Source organism: Xanthomonas axonopodis pv. maculifoliigardeniae, from assembly GCF_041519315.1.
GTDB lineage: Bacteria > Pseudomonadota > Gammaproteobacteria > Xanthomonadales > Xanthomonadaceae > Xanthomonas > Xanthomonas euvesicatoria.
Genome location: NZ_CP167998.1, coordinates 3485308 through 3501329, shown reverse-complemented (window position 1 = coordinate 3501329; position 16022 = coordinate 3485308). Strand labels below are relative to the sequence as shown.

Annotated in this window: 12 protein-coding genes; 9 read left to right on the top strand and 3 right to left on the bottom strand. The window is 65.6% G+C overall.

Translation table 11 applies throughout. The features are described 5' to 3' along the window. Positions 1-301: 301 nt before the first annotated feature. The gene (locus tag ACDH77_RS15075; protein WP_372353528.1) at positions 302-1540 is read right to left on the bottom strand and encodes an MFS transporter; all 1239 of its coding nucleotides are present in this window, start codon (positions 1538-1540) and stop codon (positions 302-304) included. A 471-nt stretch (positions 1541-2011) separates the two neighbouring features. On the opposite strand from ACDH77_RS15075, the gene ACDH77_RS15070 reads away from it, so the two are divergent. Next, complete coding sequence (locus tag ACDH77_RS15070; RefSeq protein WP_008578079.1) at positions 2012-2305, top strand: FmdB family zinc ribbon protein; 294 nt, start codon at positions 2012-2014, stop codon at positions 2303-2305. 468 nt (positions 2306-2773) lie between these two features. On the opposite strand, the gene ACDH77_RS15065 is transcribed toward ACDH77_RS15070, so the two are convergent. Continuing rightward, the gene (locus ACDH77_RS15065) at positions 2774-3541 is read right to left on the bottom strand and encodes a DUF3011 domain-containing protein (RefSeq protein ID WP_014090810.1); all 768 of its coding nucleotides are present in this window, start codon (positions 3539-3541) and stop codon (positions 2774-2776) included. Between the two features lie 157 nt (positions 3542-3698). On the opposite strand from ACDH77_RS15065, the gene aspS reads away from it, so the two are divergent. The 3 genes from aspS (at position 3699) to ACDH77_RS15050 (ending at position 7113) form a co-directional block, all read left to right on the top strand. After that, a complete protein-coding gene (aspS, locus tag ACDH77_RS15060; RefSeq protein WP_008578077.1) occupies positions 3699-5465 on the top strand; it encodes an aspartate--tRNA ligase in 1767 nt (588 codons plus the stop codon). A 437-nt stretch (positions 5466-5902) separates the two neighbouring features. Further along, positions 5903-6430 (top strand): GNAT family N-acetyltransferase, encoded by a 528-nt coding sequence (locus ACDH77_RS15055; RefSeq protein WP_031423781.1) that lies wholly within the window; start codon positions 5903-5905, stop codon positions 6428-6430. An 11-nt stretch (positions 6431-6441) separates the two neighbouring features. Then, the gene (locus ACDH77_RS15050; protein ID WP_031423779.1) at positions 6442-7113 is read left to right on the top strand and encodes an esterase/lipase family protein; all 672 of its coding nucleotides are present in this window, start codon (positions 6442-6444) and stop codon (positions 7111-7113) included. Between the two features lie 645 nt (positions 7114-7758). Here ACDH77_RS15050 and ACDH77_RS15045 read toward each other — a convergent pair. Next, positions 7759-9951 (bottom strand): ricin-type beta-trefoil lectin domain protein, encoded by a 2193-nt coding sequence (locus ACDH77_RS15045; protein ID WP_031423777.1) that lies wholly within the window; start codon positions 9949-9951, stop codon positions 7759-7761. A 735-nt stretch (positions 9952-10686) separates the two neighbouring features. Here ACDH77_RS15045 and ACDH77_RS15040 point away from each other — a divergent pair. The 5 genes from ACDH77_RS15040 to ACDH77_RS15020 all read left to right on the top strand — a co-directional run bounded on the left by ACDH77_RS15040 (position 10687) and on the right by ACDH77_RS15020 (position 16017). Beyond that, entirely contained in the window at positions 10687-11415 is a 729-nt protein-coding gene (locus tag ACDH77_RS15040; protein ID WP_218558952.1) for a YebC/PmpR family DNA-binding transcriptional regulator, read from the top strand. A 113-nt stretch (positions 11416-11528) separates the two neighbouring features. Next, positions 11529-12053 carry a crossover junction endodeoxyribonuclease RuvC gene (gene ruvC / locus ACDH77_RS15035; protein ID WP_011348275.1) on the top strand — a complete coding sequence of 175 codons (525 nt, stop codon included), beginning with the start codon at positions 11529-11531 and terminating at the stop codon, positions 12051-12053. A gap of 157 nt (positions 12054-12210) precedes the next feature. After that, on the top strand, positions 12211-12795 hold the full coding sequence (gene ruvA / locus ACDH77_RS15030) for a Holliday junction branch migration protein RuvA (protein ID WP_008578070.1): 585 nt from the start codon (positions 12211-12213) through the stop codon (positions 12793-12795). 196 nt (positions 12796-12991) lie between these two features. Further along, positions 12992-14896 carry a potassium transporter Kup gene (locus ACDH77_RS15025; protein ID WP_008578069.1) on the top strand — a complete coding sequence of 635 codons (1905 nt, stop codon included), beginning with the start codon at positions 12992-12994 and terminating at the stop codon, positions 14894-14896. Positions 14897-14898: 2 nt separating this feature from the next. Continuing rightward, on the top strand, positions 14899-16017 hold the full coding sequence (locus tag ACDH77_RS15020) for an SMI1/KNR4 family protein (RefSeq protein WP_372353527.1): 1119 nt from the start codon (positions 14899-14901) through the stop codon (positions 16015-16017). The last annotated feature ends 5 nt before the right edge of the window (positions 16018-16022 follow it).

Here is a 16022-nt window from a genome sequence, read left to right as displayed (position 1 = left end):
CCGAGCTGACGAGATCTTGGGCCAAGCGGGATGTGGGCTGGTCAACGGGCTGGGTCAAACGCGGAGTCGGTCGATAGCGCGATGCCTCACCGCTTCTGGACACGCCGTGAGCCCATCCCTTGGGGACTCGATGGCGGCATCCATGCCGCCAACGGTCCCGCAATTGGCGAGGCCACCGCACCAGGCAGCGAGCGAAGTTTCGAGATCCAGCACAACCGCGCTGGCCGCAGTCGCAGGTGTGCAGTCCGCTGATCGAATTGTTCGACCATCCTAAAGCCAGCGCGAGAGAGCACGGTCAGCGTTACTTGGTTCGCGGTGGCGTTTCGGTCTGCTGTGTTTCCGGCATCAACTCCAGTGCCGACGGCGTGGTGCGCAGCATCGGGCGGAAGGCGATCGGATGGGGGCGGCGGCGGGTGAAGCGCAGCAGCCGCGACAACGTGAAGCCCGCCAGGGCCAACAACATCACCGCGAAGTACACCGGCAACGCGGCCGGGCCGAACTTCTGCATCGCGCCGCCGGCCAATGCAGGGCCGATCGCCGCACCCACGCCATGCACCAGCAACAAGCTGCTGCTGCCGGAAAGCAGGTCTTCGCGCGGCAGGTAATCGAGCATGTGCGCCACCGCGAACGGGTACAGCGAAAACGCCAACCCGCCATAGACGAAGAACAGCACGAACAGCACGGTGGTCTGTGTCTGCACCATCGGCAACGCGGCAGCGATCGCGATGCCGGCGGCCAGCACGCTCACGGTCACCAGGCCGATGCGGCGGTCATGCCCGTCGCTGATGCGCCCGATCGGCCACTGCAGCACCGCACCGCCCACGATGGCGGTGAGCATGAACATCGCCACGCCGTCGGAATTCAGCCCGATGCGGTTGGCATATACCGGCAGCAAGCCCCAGAACGCACCCATCGCCAGGCCGGAAAGGCCGGCGCCAATCGTGGCCACCGGCGCCAGGGCATACAGCGTGACCAACCGCAGGCGCGATACATGCGGCACCTCGGGCGGGATCAGCCGCGTGGTCATCACCGGCATCACCGCTGCACAGAACAGGATCGCCGTCAGCGTGAACATCGCCGGTGCGCCTGCATCGCCGATGGTGAGCAGGACCTGGCCCAGTGCCAGCGCCGACAGATTGATCGCCATGTAGACCGAAAACACCCGGCTACGCCGGCGCGCGTCGGGCTCGGCGTTGAGCCAGCTTTCGATCACGGTGTACAGGCCGACCAACGCCGCGCCAGTCACCAGGCGCAGCACGCCCCAGCCCCAGGCGTTCAACCAGATCGGATGCAGCAACACCGCAATGGCTGCCAGCGCCGCATAAAACGCAAACGCGCGGATATGCCCGATGCGGCGAATCAGCGGCGGTGCGAAGAAGGTGCCCAGAAAGAAGCCGGCGAAGTAGCCGGACATGATCAACCCCAATGCCCGCGCATCGAAGCCGGCCTGATCGCCACGCACGGCGAGCAGCGTGCCGAGCAACCCGCTACCGGTGAGTAGCAGGGCAACGCCCAGCAGTAAGGCAGTCAACCGCAACATGGATGCGGCCCTCGTGGGGGAAAAGGCGCGTCGATCACGTGTTCGAGTGTAACAGCCTGGTCGGTGCGGCTCGATCGGCGCCGTTGGCGCGTGCGCGGTTTTCGGCGATTGTGCGTGAGGATGTGATTGCCGCGGGGGGTGTTTTGCGATTGCTCGTGCGTTGCTTGGATACGCAACCCATGCATGTGTCGATCGCATGGCGTGCACGCGGAGGTGTTGTGCGCTGCGCTCGCCCCACGCTGCCGACAGCCACGCCTGCGCAGGGTGGGGCGGCATTGCGCCGGTGCGCGCAGCCCATCGGCATGTGCCGGGCGTCGAAGCGGCCACTGCACATTGCCGCCGTCGCCTGGCGCCGGCCATGTAGACGCATCACCGGCCGCCTGCTGCCCGTCGCAGGTGGCGCGCTGCCCTTGCCTGCCCGCATGCGTCTAGAATTTGCGCCCCTTGCAACGTCTTCAGCTGATCCCTGCCATGCCCATCTACGGTTTCCAGTGCACTACCTGCGGCCACGCATTCGACCGCCTGCAGAAAATGGCCGACCCCGATCCGCAAACCTGCCCGGCCTGCGCCGCTGCCACGATCAAGCGCCAGGTCACCGCGCCGTCGTTCCGCCTGTCCGGCAGCGGCTGGTACGAGACCGACTTCAAATCGGCCGGCGAGAAAAAGAAGAACCTCACCGAAAGCAGCAGCGCCGGCGGCGATGCCAAACCGGCGGCAACCGCGGAGAGCAAGCCGGCCGCCAAGCCCGCGTCCGATCCGGCATAAGTGGCCGCGGCGTGCAGGTTGCGCCGCACAGCGCGGTTGCGCGTTGCAACGACTCCACGTCGAGCACCGTGCTGCCGGCTGTGTCGCGGAGGATTGCATGGGTGCTTGCCGCCAACCCGGACGGCTGTGCCATCCCACCGCCGTTCGCCGCGGCCAGGACTGCGTTTCCCGGTAGCGCCCGGCATGCGCGGTGGACGATCTCGCTGGCCGGGCCGGTGTCGATACACCCACGTCAGCCGGGCCAAGTGCAGTCCCGGCAAACTGTGGTGAAGCATGGCGGGTAGCCGCGAGGCTGCAAGGCCCTGACGCACGCGTTGCGCGTGCGGTTTGCCGCCCTTCTATGGATCGCCCCGACTGAGTTGACAGCCGCATCCGCCTGGATGCGTGCCGTGGTCCAGAACGCTGGCGCCGGTGTCTCGCCGACGCGCGCAGGCCTATCTCACCCAGCCAGCCTGCGCGGCCAGTGCATCAACGCGCCTCGAAACGCGCCCGGCAGCCGTCGTTGACCCACACCGTGGCGCGACGATCGTCGTAGCCCCAGGTGCGACCTTCCTCACAGCGGGTGTCCGACAGCTGGCGGGTCAGCACCGGGCGGCCATAGCGGCCATCCCAGGCGCAGGTGCGCAGGCGCCGGTCGTCGCTGGCGCAGGTGATCGCATAGTCGTTGCCGGGGCGGTCATCGCGGCCGGCATAGCCGCCGTCCCAGCCACCGCCACCGCGGGCCTGCGCGAATTCGCCCCGGCAGCCGTCGTCCACCCAGATCCGGCCGCCTTCCTGGCGCCAGTTGCGGCCTTCCACGCAGGGCGTGTTGGAGAGTTGGCGCACCAACATGGCGCGGCGCCAGCCGGTATCGCAGATGTTCTGGCGCTGATCGTTGCTCTCGCAGCGCACCGTTCCAGCGACCCCGCCGACGCCGCCGGGGCCATAGCCGCCGCCCCAGCCGCCACCGCTGCGGGCGTCGACGAAACGGCCGCGACAGCCATTGTCCACCCAGATCCGGCCGCGCTCGCTGCCCCAGTTGCGGCCTTCGATGCAGCGCGTGCCGGAGATGTTTTCCACCAGCACCGCGCGGCCGCGGAACGGCGTATCGCACTCGCGGCGGCGGTTGTCGTTGCTGGAACAGGTGATGCTGGGGCCATTCCAGCCGCGCTCCTGGGCGCTGGCAGTGACGCTGGCAAATGCGCCGGTCAGGGTGATCAGGCCGAAGCCGGAGAGCAGCAGGGCAGTGCGCAGCATCGTGTCGTCCTTGGTGCAGGAGGGGCGTGGCGCCTATTCAGCCGGGCACTGACTTAAGCGCCCATGAGCGCCCGCGCATTTGCTCCTGCCGCTCGCCGGCCCCAGAATATCCGGCTTTCCGGCGCTGTCCTGCGTCGGGTTTTCAGCGGAGCTTTCGATGCGTACCCACTTCTGCGGCCTGGTCGATGAGACCTTGATCGGCCAAACCGTCACTCTCGCCGGCTGGACCGACGTGGCCCGCAACCTGGGCGGGGTGTGCTTCATCGACCTGCGCGACCACGAAGGCATCGTGCAGGTGACGGTGGAGCCGGTGGCCGGCGACGACGCCAGCGCAGAGCTGTTCAAGGTGGCCGCCAGCCTGGGCTACGAGGACGTGTTGCAGGTGGAAGGTGTGGTGCGCGCGCGTCATGCGGTCAACGACAAGCTGCGCAGCGGCAAGGTGGAAGTGATCGCCACGCGCATCAGCATCCTCAACAAGGCCGCGCCACTGCCGTTCCACGCGCACGAAAACCCGGGCGAAGAAACCCGCCTGAAGTACCGCTACCTGGACCTGCGCCGGCCGGAAATGCAGCGCATGCAGCGCACCCGCATCAAGCTGGTGCAGGCGCTGCGGCGGCATCTGGATGCGCGCGATTTCCAGGACATCGAAACCCCGATCCTGACCAAGGCCACCCCGGAAGGCGCGCGCGACTTCCTGGTGCCGGCGCGCATGCATCCGGGCGAGTTCTACGCCTTGCCGCAGAGCCCGCAGCTGTTCAAGCAGATCCTGATGGTGGCCGGCTTCGACCGTTACTATCAGATCGCGCGCTGCTTCCGCGACGAAGCGCTGCGTGCCGACCGCCAGCTGGAATTCACCCAGCTCGACATGGAATTCGCCTTCGTGCGCGAGCGCGACGTGCAGGATTTCGTCGAAGACATGATCCGCGCCATTTTTAAGGAAGTGGTGGATGTCGACCTGGCGGCGCAGTTCCCGCGCATGACCTGGGCCGAGGCGATGCGCCGCTTTGGGTCGGACAAGCCGGACCTGCGTATCGCGCTGGAACTGGTCGACGTGGCCGAGCTGGTCAAGGCCAGCCAATTCCCGGTGTTCACCGCTGCCGCCGACGATGCCGATGGCCGCGTTGCCGCGCTGCGCATTCCCGGTGGCGCCAGCCTGTCGCGCAAGCAGATCGACGAATACGCAGCGCACGCCGCCAAATACGGCGCCAAGGGCCTGGCCTACATCAAGCTGTCGGAGACCGGCGAGGTCAGTTCGCCGATCGCCAAGTTCTTCAGCGAAGAATCCTTCGCCGCGCTGCTCAAGCATGTCGGCGCCGGCAATGGCGACATCGTGTTCTTCGGTGCCGGCGGCTACACCAAGGTGTCCGACTTCATGGGCGCGCTGCGCCTGAAGGCCGGCAAGGACTTCAACCTGGTCGCCGACGGCTGGGCGCCGCTGTGGGTCACCGACTTCCCGATGTTCGAATGGGACGAGGAGGCGCAGCGTTACGTCGCGTTGCATCACCCCTTCACCGCACCGGCGGTGGACGATATTGCCGACCTGCGCGCCAACGCCCGCACCGCGGTCTCGCGCGGTTACGACATGGTGCTCAACGGCAACGAAATCGGCGGCGGCTCGATCCGTATCCACCGCCCGGACATGCAGAGCGCCGTGTTCGAACTGCTCGGCATCGGCGCCGAAGAAGCGCGCGCCAAGTTCGGCTTCCTGCTGGACGCGTTGAACTACGGCGCGCCGCCGCATGGCGGCATTGCCTTCGGTATCGACCGCATCGCCGCGCTGATGGCCGGTACCGAGTCCATCCGCGACGTGATCCCGTTCCCCAAGACCACCGGCGCGCAGGATCTGATGACCGACGCCCCGTCGCCGATCGCTGCCGACCAGCTCGCCGAAGTGCACGTGCAGGTGCGCCCGAAGCAGGTCTGACCCGTCATCGCACACACGGCCACGCCCATTGCGTGGCCGTGCTGTTCATGCGCAGCGGGCAGCTGGCGCAAGGCGTTGCTGGCCGATCTGCGCTGCACGCAACGCGCGTATCGAACCACTGCATGCGCAGCGTGGCGTGCGTAACTAACTGCCAAGCAATCGCGCACCGCGATTTTCCGTCACCCTGAGTGCTTGTCAGCAACTGCACCCAAGCTCTAGCGGGTGACGCAGCGCGTTTTTTGCATGCCGCTCCGATACGCGCGGCAATTCCAACGCACGCGGCAACCAGGCCTCTGGGTGGTAAGACCACCAGCCGAGCAGAAGCATCTGGTGCCCGACTCGCAGGGCGCTCGCCCATTCCCCATTCCCGATTCCCCACTTGCAGCAACGCCGCAGCATGCGAGAAGCTGCCGCGTCGACTTGCCAGAGGGGCCCGCATGACTCGCATTCGCCGCGCCACGCCGGACGATGCCGAAGCGCTGTCGCTTCTGGCCGCGCAGACCTTTACCGAAACCTTCGGGCATCTGTATCCGGAAGAGGACCTGCGCGGTTTTCTGGAAGAGACCTATGCCGTGGAGCGCGCGCGCACCGTGCTGTCGCATCCGGATTACGCGATCTGGCTGCTGGAGATGGACAACCTGCTGGTCGGCCATGCGGCCGCCGGCCCCTGCGGGCTGCCGCACGATCAGGTGCGTCCCGGCGATGGGGAGCTGAAGCGGTTGTATCTGCTGAAGGACTATCAGAACAGCGGCTGGGGCAGCCGATTGTTCGAAACTGCGCTGCAATGGTTGGAGCGCGATGGCCCACGCACGTTGTGGATCGGCGTGTGGTCGGAGAATTTCGGCGCGCAGCGCTTCTACGCCCGCTATGGTTTCGAAAAGGTGGGCGAATACGATTTTCCGGTGGGCAAGATCGTTGACCGCGAATACATCCTGCGGCGGGAACCGAGCCCGTCGCCGCACTGAACGTCCTTCGGATGCCGTCTCCGCCTGCCGTGCCCACGCGCGTGGCTGCATCAGCAGACGCCAGTAGCGGAACGCTGGCCGATGTCCTGCTGGTGCACGGCATCTGGAATTCCCCGCTTTGGTTGCTGCCACTGGCGCGTCGGTTGCGGCAGGGCGGGTATCGACCGGCGCTGTTCGGCTACGCCAGCGTCCTGGGTGGCCCGGCGCAGGCAGTGCCGCAGTTGATCGCCCGCCTGCGCGCGACTGGCGTGCAGGCGCTGGTGTGCCATAGCCTTGGCGGCTTGATCGCCGCGCAGGCCTTGCGTAGTGCGCCTGATCTGCCGGTGCGACGGGTGGTCTGCCTGGGCAGCCCGTTGGCCGGCAGTAGTGTGGCGCGTGGGCTGGCCAGACGCGGCCTGCCACGGGCGATGGGGCGCAGCGCCGACTTGCTGCAACAGGGCCTGGGGTGCTGGGACGGCGCGGCCGAGATCGGCCAGGTGGCCGGCTGCGTGCCGCGCGGACTGGGGCGCTGGTTGGCCCCGCTCGGCGAGGTGTCGGACGGAACCGTGAGCCTGGCCGAAACGCAGCTGCCGGGCCTGCGTGACCACTGCGTGGTCCGCGCCAGCCATAGTGGTCTGCTGCTGTCGCCTGCCGCCGCGCGGCAGACCTTGGCTTTCTTGGATACGGGGCGGTTTCAGCGCTGAGGCCGCCACCGCGTAAGGTGGCGGCAATCAGTCTGTGCGCGGTCTTCAGCGAGCTTGGACACGTCCAAATCTGCTTAGGATCCAGTCGGTCGAGCGCGCAACTCATGCTCGGCTATCCAAGCCATCTGACTAACTGATGAAGCGAAAGGAGCTGCCATCGGCGCATGACGCCACTCTTGCGGCCTCTCGCGTAGCGGCATTCGTCGGGGTGCGCCAGCGCCGCTGTATCCGATAGGCTGGGCCAGCGCTGCGGCTGGCGTAGTGGCGTGTTTTAGATCGCGCCGCAGCGGCTGGGGCGTCAGGTCCCCACTCAGTGGATTGGCGCGTGGCCGGAAACCTCGGCGACCTGTGCTGCTAAGCGCTCAATGGAGTCGTGCAGCTCAACGGCAATCCGCATGACCTTAGCTGCGTGCTGCTGTGCAAGGCTTTCATGGACGCTTGAGCGTCGAAGTAGCTTGATGGGGCATGTCCATGCAGGCGCCGGCAGTTCGGCGTTCGGTGGCCGCGCACACGTTGCGTGGGCCAGTGTAATCGCCTGAAAAGCCGCGGGGCGTACCGTTGCTTCCTGCCAGTATTCGTGTGGATGCACGAAAAAACGGCAATGGAACCAGCGGCACGCCCCTCGGTGTCATCTAACTGGACTAATTAGTTGGGCTGTACTTCCCAGGTTTGGTTGGGATTGCCCAGGCATTCCCACATCTGCACACGAGCGCCGTTGGTCGCGCCACCCGCTGAGTCGTCCAGGCACTTGTTGTTGAGATCACTGCGGATCTGCCCGCGGATACGCCAGGCTTGCGCCGCACTTCCATTGCACGTCGCCATCCGTATGGTATTGCCGTTCGCGCCCGTGGTGCCGCTCGCCTCAAGGCAGTTGCCGCCGTAGCCGATGATCGAGCCGTTCTTGCCCAGTGTCCACTTCTGGAACTTGTTGCCCAAGCAGTCATACAGCTGCACTGCAGTGCCGCTATTCACGCCTCCAGCCATCACGTCTAGGCATCGCCCGCTGGACACCTGGATCGCTCCGGTGGTGGGATTGAAATTCCAGCGCTGGTTTGCGCCACCAAGGTTGTCCCAGGTCTGCAGGCGCGCACCGTTGGCAGAGCTTCCGTTGGTCACGTCCAGGACCTTGCCGCCCGTGGCGATGATGGCGGCCGAGCGGAAGTTCCAGCGTTGGTTTGCAGAGTTCATAGTTTGGTAGAGCTGGATGCTGGCGCCGTTGTTGCTATTTACCCCGGCGATATCCAGCACCTTGTCGGTGCCATTGCTGCGCAGCGAACGGCTGACGTTTTGCCACTGCCACTTCTGCTGCCGCATGCCATTGCATGCCCAGACCTGGGTCTGGGCGCCATTGCCGGTACTGCCGCCCACCACGTCTAAGCACTTGCCGGAAGGTCCGACGATTTGCCCAGGAGAACTGGAGTCATCGAACGGCACGACAGTTGCGCGGAACTGGGTGATGTTGGGAACGGTGAAAATGAAGGCAGTTGCATTGTCGGCTTGGCCGATCACGCCGCAGGCCTGGCCGTAACAAGACATGCTGGCGGGAGTCGAATAGATGTTCACTTCACGCTGGCCATTGATGCCATAGGCCATGACGGTGTGGAAGCTGCCCACATCGCTGCGATGGCCGAAGTTGTAACCCGTCTCGTTTCCGGTTTCCCGCTGGTGCTGCGATCCGAGCAGATGTCCGAGCTCGTGTCCAAGCGTGGTCGAAGGGCAGTAGTAACTGCCGTCGACACCATCGGAAACAATCGCGTACGCATAACGAGAGTCTGTCTGGCCGTTGACCCAGGCGACGCCACAGTTGCCCTGGCTGGTAGCGTCAAAGCGGCGGACCAGACCCACCAGGTCGGCGCCATAGTTCTCGCGAATCTGGCGAATCGGGCGGAAGGCGTCGTTATAGGCCGTTACCCAGGTGAGCTCGTCCAGCGCTTGGGAATTGTCGCTGTTGTTGACGTAGCCGACTTCGATGGTGCCGACCAAGCGATAGCGCGCCTGCACGTTCGCATTGGCAAACGCCTGGTTGGCGACTTCGACCAGATTGGTCAGAACGGTCTCGATGGCCGCTTCGCCACCCCGATACGTCTTGTACTCTGGGGTATAGCCGAGCACGACGTCGATGGTATTGGTCGAGGTCGTACCCGCAGCAGCATTCACCTGATTCAAGCTGGTGAAGTTCGGGACGATGCCAGTGGAAGGTAGGGACGCCAGCGATGAAGCGTTAGCGGTCGGTGGGACCTGCTTGGCGTCGTGGCGCCTGCTGGGGGCAGCCGAGCGAAGGGCTACTTCCGCAGCAGCCATCACATAGGGCTGTCCGTTGACGGTGGAGATTCGATAAACCCGGCCGCCGCTGCTGCCGAGCGAGCCGAAGACCGCTTTCTTGCCGAACGTGATGACCGACTCTTCGCCGACCTGCGCGCCGGGCAAGCGGCCAACCCAGGTCCAATTGCCGTTCTTGCCCTCGGTATGACGGACATAATCCATCTCCAGGCGGGTGCCATCCGGCGCGACGACCGTCATTTTGCCTTCGATCGCGGCCCGCAGCGCGTAGCTTTCGCTGATGCGCGCAGGGTAGAGAGCGAAGGGACCTTCCTTGGTCGGGGTCGCATGTTCGACGTAGGAGACCAGGGTGCCTTGGTCCGGGGCGTCGAAATAGCTCGATGCTGCCGCAGCAAGCTTCGCTGGCGTGGGCTGAGATGTTTTCGAGGGGCCATGGCGCGCTGCGCCGGCGGCGGTGGGTATAGCAGCCGCAGATGCATGATCCCACGCGTGACTTCCAAGCCAGGCACCTGCCGCGACGGCGACGCAGGATGCCAGGACGATTCCCTTTTTATACATGTAACGATTCCCCTTGCTGGCTGCATGACCTGCTTTGCTTCCACTCTTTCGCCAACCGCTGATTTGGCCTCGGCGGGATCCGGAGTTAGTGCTCGCTGGTTTTTGAGCGGTTGTGTGATTGAATTACTTCGCTTCCTGCCGATCCCGCGCGCCCTCTCAGGGCGACCGGAGCAATTGGGCCGAAGAAGGCGCCGTCGATGCGCGCAAGCGCAAAGACAGCCATCTTGCTTAGCGGCTACGGATGAGCTTTCTTAAAAGGACAAACGGACGGCAAAAGAAAATTGTGATATCAATCAAAATAAAACACAATTCTAACAACTAGCCTGCGGCAGCGCGGCCGAGGCCGCATTGCAGGATGGTGGCGGTGAGCGCTGGGCACGCGGCCGTGCCCGCAAGCTATCGGACGGGGTAAGGTCGACGGGGAATGTGCTCCGGGGATGGACGTGGGAGCTGATGCGGTTCTGGCGAGCTTTCGGGTATGGCCATGGACGAGCGAGGGCGCAGTGCGATCGATCTGGTCCACGCCAGCACTCTTGAACAACATCCGGTCGCAAGCTCGTGCACGTGGCGGCTACGTTGACGTCTACCGGCGTGGCTATGGGCTGCGACCGCCGGGACGCGCCAGGCGCTGGCCTACTGGCTAGTCGCGGTTCCAGCAAGGCGACCGCCGCCACGTAATAGGGCGGCATCAGGTAAAATCCGCGCCCTGTCATTGAAGCCAGTCTGGAACCACCCATGGGTAGAGGTCCCTCGATCGAAGGCCGCAAGAACGCCTCCGACGCCAAGCGCGGCAAGATGTTTACCAAGATCATCCGCGAGATCAGCGTGGCGGCCCGCGCCGGCGGCGGCGACCCGTCCAATAATCCGCGTCTGCGGACGGCCATGGACAAGGGCCTGTCGTCGAACATGTCCAAGGACGTGATGGAGCGCGCCATCAAGAAGTCCACCGGCGAGCTGGAAGGGGTGGAATACGAAGAAGTGCGCTACGAGGGCTACGCGCCCGGCGGCGTGGCGGTGATCGTGGACTGCCTGACCGACAACCGCGTGCGCACCGTGGCCGACGTGCGCCATGCCTTCAGCAAATGCGGCGGCAACATGGGCACCGAGGGCTCGGTGGCCTTCATGTTCAAGCGCCTGGGCGTGCTGAGCTTCGCTGCCGGCATCGATGAAGACACCCTCACCGATGCCGCCATTGAAGCCGGCGCCGACGATGTGGTGGTGTACCCGGAAGACGGCGCCATCGATGTGCTGACCGCCCCGGACGCCTTCGCCCAGGTCAGGGACGCCCTGGTCGGTGCCGGGCTGGAACCGGCGCACGCCGAAATCACCTTCCGCGCCGACAACGACATCGCCGTGGACGGCGAGACCGCCGTGCAGGTCCGCAAGCTGCTGGACATGCTCGAAGACCTGGACGACGTACAGGACGTGTATTCGAACGTCGATCAAGCGGCGCTTGGCGCGTAAATGAAGATGGGGATGGCGGGATTGGGCATTCGGGATTCGCAACAGCGAAGCGACCGCTGCATTGTGTGCGTTGCGCCAATCCCCAATCCCCAATCCCCAATCCCGGCTTCCAGATGACCCGCATCCTGGGCATCGATCCCGGTTCGCAGCGCACCGGCATCGGCATCATCGATATCGACGAGGACGGTCGCAGCCGGCATGTGCACCACGCGCCGCTGATGCTGCTGGGGGAGGGTGATTTCTCCCAACGGCTCAAGCGGCTGCTGCAGGGGCTGGGCGAGCTGATCGAGACCTACCGGCCGGATGAGGTGGCGATCGAAAGGGTGTTCATGGGCAAGAGCGCCGCTTCGGCGCTCAAGCTCGGCCACGCGCGCGGCGCGGCGATCTGCGCGGTGGTCATGCGCGACCTGCCGGTGCACGAGTACGCTGCCACCGAAGTCAAGCTGGCGTTGGTCGGCAAGGGCGGCGCGGACAAGGTGCAGGTCCAGCACATGGTCGGCATCATGCTCAACCTGAAAGGCAAGCTGCAGCCCGACGCCGCCGACGCATTGGCGGTCGCCATCACTCACGCCCACGTGCGCGCCACCGCGCAACGCCTGGGCGTCAATACCCAACAGGCCTGGAGCCGCAAGAAATGACAATCGGGATTCGGGATTTGGGATTGGGGATTCGCAACCGCGAGTTCGCGTGCGCTGTACCGCTTCGGCGGTGCGCAGCCGTCGTCAACGGCAGCGAGGGAGTTCGCCAATCCCCAATCTCGAATCCCCAATCCCGGCACCACAACGGCGGTGCCCAATGATCGGCCGTCTGCGCGGGATCCTGGCCTACAAGCAGCCGCCGTGGCTGGTGATCGACGTGGGTGGGGTGGGGTATGAGCTGGAGGCGCCGATGAGCACCTTCTACGATCTGCCCGATGTCGGTCGCGACGTGATCCTGTTCACCCATTACGCGCAGAAGGAAGACAGCGTCGCGCTGTACGGTTTCCTGCGCGAAGGCGAGCGGCGGTTGTTCCGCGATGTGCAGAAGGTCACCGGTATCGGCGCCAAGATTGCGCTGGCGGTGTTGTCCGGGGTCAGCGTGGACGAGTTCGCCCGCCTGATCACCAGCGGCGACATCACCGCGCTGACGCGCATTCCCGGCATCGGCAAGAAGACCGCCGAGCGCATGGTGGTGGAACTGCGCGACCGCGCGGCCGATTTCAGCAGCGGCGCCCCGATCACCGGCCAGTTGGGGCCCGACGCCGTTTCCGAAGCCACCGTGGCCTTGCAACAGCTGGGCTACAAGCCGGCCGAGGCCGCCCGCATGGCGCGCGACGCCGGTGCAGAAGGCGACGAGGTCGCCACGGTCATCCGCAAGGCACTGCAAGCCGCGCTGCGCTGAGCGCGGCCACGAACCATCGCCTGGCCGCAAAGCGGGCGCGGCCGGCACTCGGCATCGACAGGGGCGGCCCGTACACTGCGCATCCTTGCCCGCGGCCAGCCCGTACCTTGGGTGTCTGTGACGTCAGTGCAGGCACCTTCGACAGGTGCTGGCTCCCTCATCATCTTCACGCTGTCTGGCGAAAACTGCCCACCTCATGTCCCACACCCCCAAATCAGCCGGCTCCAGCCACGCGCCCGCCAACAGCCAGACCGCCCTGGTCATCGGCGCGATCGGCGTCGTCTTCGGCGATATCGGTACCAGCCCGCTGTATACGCTCAAGGAAGCGTTTTCGCCGCACTACGGGCTGACCCCGGACCACGACACCGTGCTGGGCATCCTGTCGCTGGTGTTCTGGGCGCTGATGCTGGTGGTCACGCTCAAGTACGTCACCGTGATCATGCGCGCCGACAACGACGGCGAGGGCGGCATCATGGCGCTGACCGCGCTGGCGCAACGCACCCTGCCGGGCGGTTCGCGTTCGATGTACGTGGTCGGCATCCTCGGCATCTTCGGTGCCTCGCTGTTCTTTGGCGACGGCGTCATCACCCCGGCGATTTCGGTGCTGTCGGCGGTGGAGGGCCTGGAGGTGGCTGCGCCCAGGCTGGAGCCGTTCGTGGTGCCGATCACCTTGGTGGTACTGGGCATGCTGTTCCTTGCGCAGCGCTTCGGTACCGAACGTGTCGGCAAGGCATTCGGGCCGATCACACTGCTCTGGTTCTTCGCGTTGGGCGCGATCGGCGTCTACAACATGGCCCGCGCACCGGAAGTGCTGCATGCGCTGAATCCGTGGTGGGGCGTGCGCTTCTTCGCGCAACACAACTGGCATGCGGTGTTCGTGCTGGGCGCAGTGGTGCTGGCAGTGACCGGTGGCGAAGCGCTGTACGCGGACATGGGCCATTTCGGCGCCAAGGCGATCCGCCGCTCGTGGCAGTTCGTGGTCCTGCCGATGCTGACCTTGACCTACCTGGGGCAGGGCGCGCTGATGCTGCGCAACCCGGCCGCGGTCAGCAACCCGTTCTACGAGGCGGTGCCCGAGTGGGCGCTGTACCCCATGATCGTGCTCGCCACTGCAGCCACGGTGATCGCCTCGCAGGCGCTGATCACCGGCGCCTATTCGGTGGCCAGCCAGGCCATGCAGCTCGGCTACATCCCGCGCATGCACATTCGCCATACCTCGCACTCCACCATCGGCCAGATCTATGTGCCGGCGGTGAACTGGTGCCTGCTGGCGCTGGTGGCGGTGGCCGTGATCGGTTTCGGCGACTCGGCCTCGTTGGCCACCGCGTACGGCGTTTCGGTGACCGGCACCATGCTGATCACCACCGTGTTGATGATCATCTACGCGCGTGCCAACCCGCGCGTGCCGGCGCCGCTGCTGTGGTTGTTCGCGCTGGTGTTCCTGGCCGTGGACTGCGCGTTCTTCTACGCCAACATCATCAAGTTCCTGGACGGCGCCTGGTTCCCGTTGTTGCTGGGCCTGATCCTGTTCACCCTGATGCGTACCTGGCGCCGCGGCCGCAAGCTGCTGCACGACGAGATCCGCAAGGACGGTATCAAGCTGGACACCTTCCTGCCCGGGTTGATGCTGGCGCCGCCGGTGCGCGTGCCCGGCACGGCGGTGTTCCTGACCGCCGACCCGATGGTGGTGCCGCACGCGCTGATGCATAACCTCAAGCACAACAAGGTGCTGCACGAGCGCAACGTGTTCCTGACCGTGGAAACCCTGCAGGTGCCGTACGCGGCCGCCGGGAAACGGCTCAAGATCGACGCGATCGGCGACGAGTTCTACCGCGTGCATGTGCGCTTCGGTTTCATGGAGACCCCGGACGTGCCGCTGGCGCTGATGCGCTCCTGCGATCAGGGCGGGATCTATTTCGATCCGATGGACACCACCTATTTCGCCAGCCGCGAAACCATCGTGGCCAGCGCCAATCGCGGCATGCCGATCTGGCGCGACAAGCTGTTCGCCCTGATGCATCGCAATGCCGCTCCGGCCACCGGATTCTTCCGCATCCCCGGTAACCGCCTGGTCGAGTTGGGCGCGCAAGTGGAGATCTGAGCGTGGCCGCGCTCAAGTGGATGGTCTACGGGCGCGCACCGAGCCTGGACACCTTCTGGGATGACGCACTCAACCTCGGGCGCGTGCCGGCCACCGAGGCCGCGATCGCGGCGGCGCAAGCGCGGCTCGGTGTCCGCCTGCCGGCCTGGCTGCGTGAGTTGTACGCACGCTACGACGGCGGCGCGGTGCAGATGGCGCGTGGTCAGTCCCTGGATGAGCCTGGCAACTGGCTCAAGGCCGAATGGCTGTTCCCGCGCGCGCGCCTGCTCGGCAGTGCGGAGCTGTTTTCCTTTGCGCAAGTGCGTGCCCGCGAGGAGTACCGCGACGACGCGTTTGCCGGGCTTGCTGCCGGTGGCGATGATCGCCATCTGATCGTCATCGCGGCCGATGACCGTTCGCCGAGCCGGGCGCTGTGCCTGGACTACTCCGCATCCGGTGCCGAGCCCACACTGGTCTACGTCGATGCAGGCGACAAGCGCCGGTTGGCGGTGTTCGCCAACGTGGAGGACCTGCTGGCGCAGTTGGTCGATGTCCACTATTGGTCCCCCGCGTTGCAGGCCAAGCACGGCGCAGATGTGGTGCAGTGGCAGCCGCAGCCGCCGGCATTGACCACGTTCTGGAGCGGCGCCGATGGGCGGAACGACGGCGGAGCCGCAGCGGACGCCGATGCCTTCGCTGAGGCCGAAGCACGCCTGGGCGTGCGCCTGCCGGCATTGTTCAAGCGTCTCTACAGTGTCCAGGACGGGGGCGATACCGGCTGGTGCTGGGTGCCGCGTACCCGTTTTCCGTCCGATCACTACGTGGATTGGGAATGCGTGCTGGTGGATCGCGATCTATCGCCGCTGGCGCAGATCCGCAGCGTGCTGGATTTTGCCGATGCCTTCGAAGACCGGAGTGACTTCCGCGCTGCGGCCTGCCTGCACGCCGGCCTGGATCAGGTGCTGGTGCTGTCTTGCCATAACGTCGATAGCCTGCTGTGCCTGGACTACCGCGCGCGCGGCCCGCAATGCGAGCCGGAGGTCGTCTATTTCGAGAACTGGGAAGGGCTGGTGCCGACCTGGCGCGCCGCGCGCTTCGATGCCTTCTTCGCAGTGCTGCGCCAGGCCGAGCTTGATGTCTAGATGTT

Bases quoted from the DNA above. Each gene is read 5' to 3' on its own strand.
- ACDH77_RS15075 (WP_372353528.1), bottom strand. From the start codon at position 1,540: ATGTTGCGGTTGACTGCCTTACTGCTGGGCGTTGCCCTGCTACTCACC.
- ACDH77_RS15070 (WP_008578079.1), top strand. From the start codon at position 2,012: ATGCCCATCTACGGTTTCCAGTGCACTACCTGCGGCCACGCATTCGAC.
- ACDH77_RS15065 (WP_014090810.1), bottom strand. From the start codon at position 3,541: ATGCTGCGCACTGCCCTGCTGCTCTCCGGCTTCGGCCTGATCACCCTG.
- aspS (WP_008578077.1), top strand. From the start codon at position 3,699: ATGCGTACCCACTTCTGCGGCCTGGTCGATGAGACCTTGATCGGCCAA.
- ACDH77_RS15055 (WP_031423781.1), top strand. From the start codon at position 5,903: ATGACTCGCATTCGCCGCGCCACGCCGGACGATGCCGAAGCGCTGTCG.
- ACDH77_RS15050 (WP_031423779.1), top strand. From the start codon at position 6,442: ATGCCGTCTCCGCCTGCCGTGCCCACGCGCGTGGCTGCATCAGCAGAC.
- ACDH77_RS15045 (WP_031423777.1), bottom strand. From the start codon at position 9,951: ATGTATAAAAAGGGAATCGTCCTGGCATCCTGCGTCGCCGTCGCGGCA.
- ACDH77_RS15040 (WP_218558952.1), top strand. From the start codon at position 10,687: ATGGGTAGAGGTCCCTCGATCGAAGGCCGCAAGAACGCCTCCGACGCC.
- ruvC (WP_011348275.1), top strand. From the start codon at position 11,529: ATGACCCGCATCCTGGGCATCGATCCCGGTTCGCAGCGCACCGGCATC.
- ruvA (WP_008578070.1), top strand. From the start codon at position 12,211: ATGATCGGCCGTCTGCGCGGGATCCTGGCCTACAAGCAGCCGCCGTGG.
- ACDH77_RS15025 (WP_008578069.1), top strand. From the start codon at position 12,992: ATGTCCCACACCCCCAAATCAGCCGGCTCCAGCCACGCGCCCGCCAAC.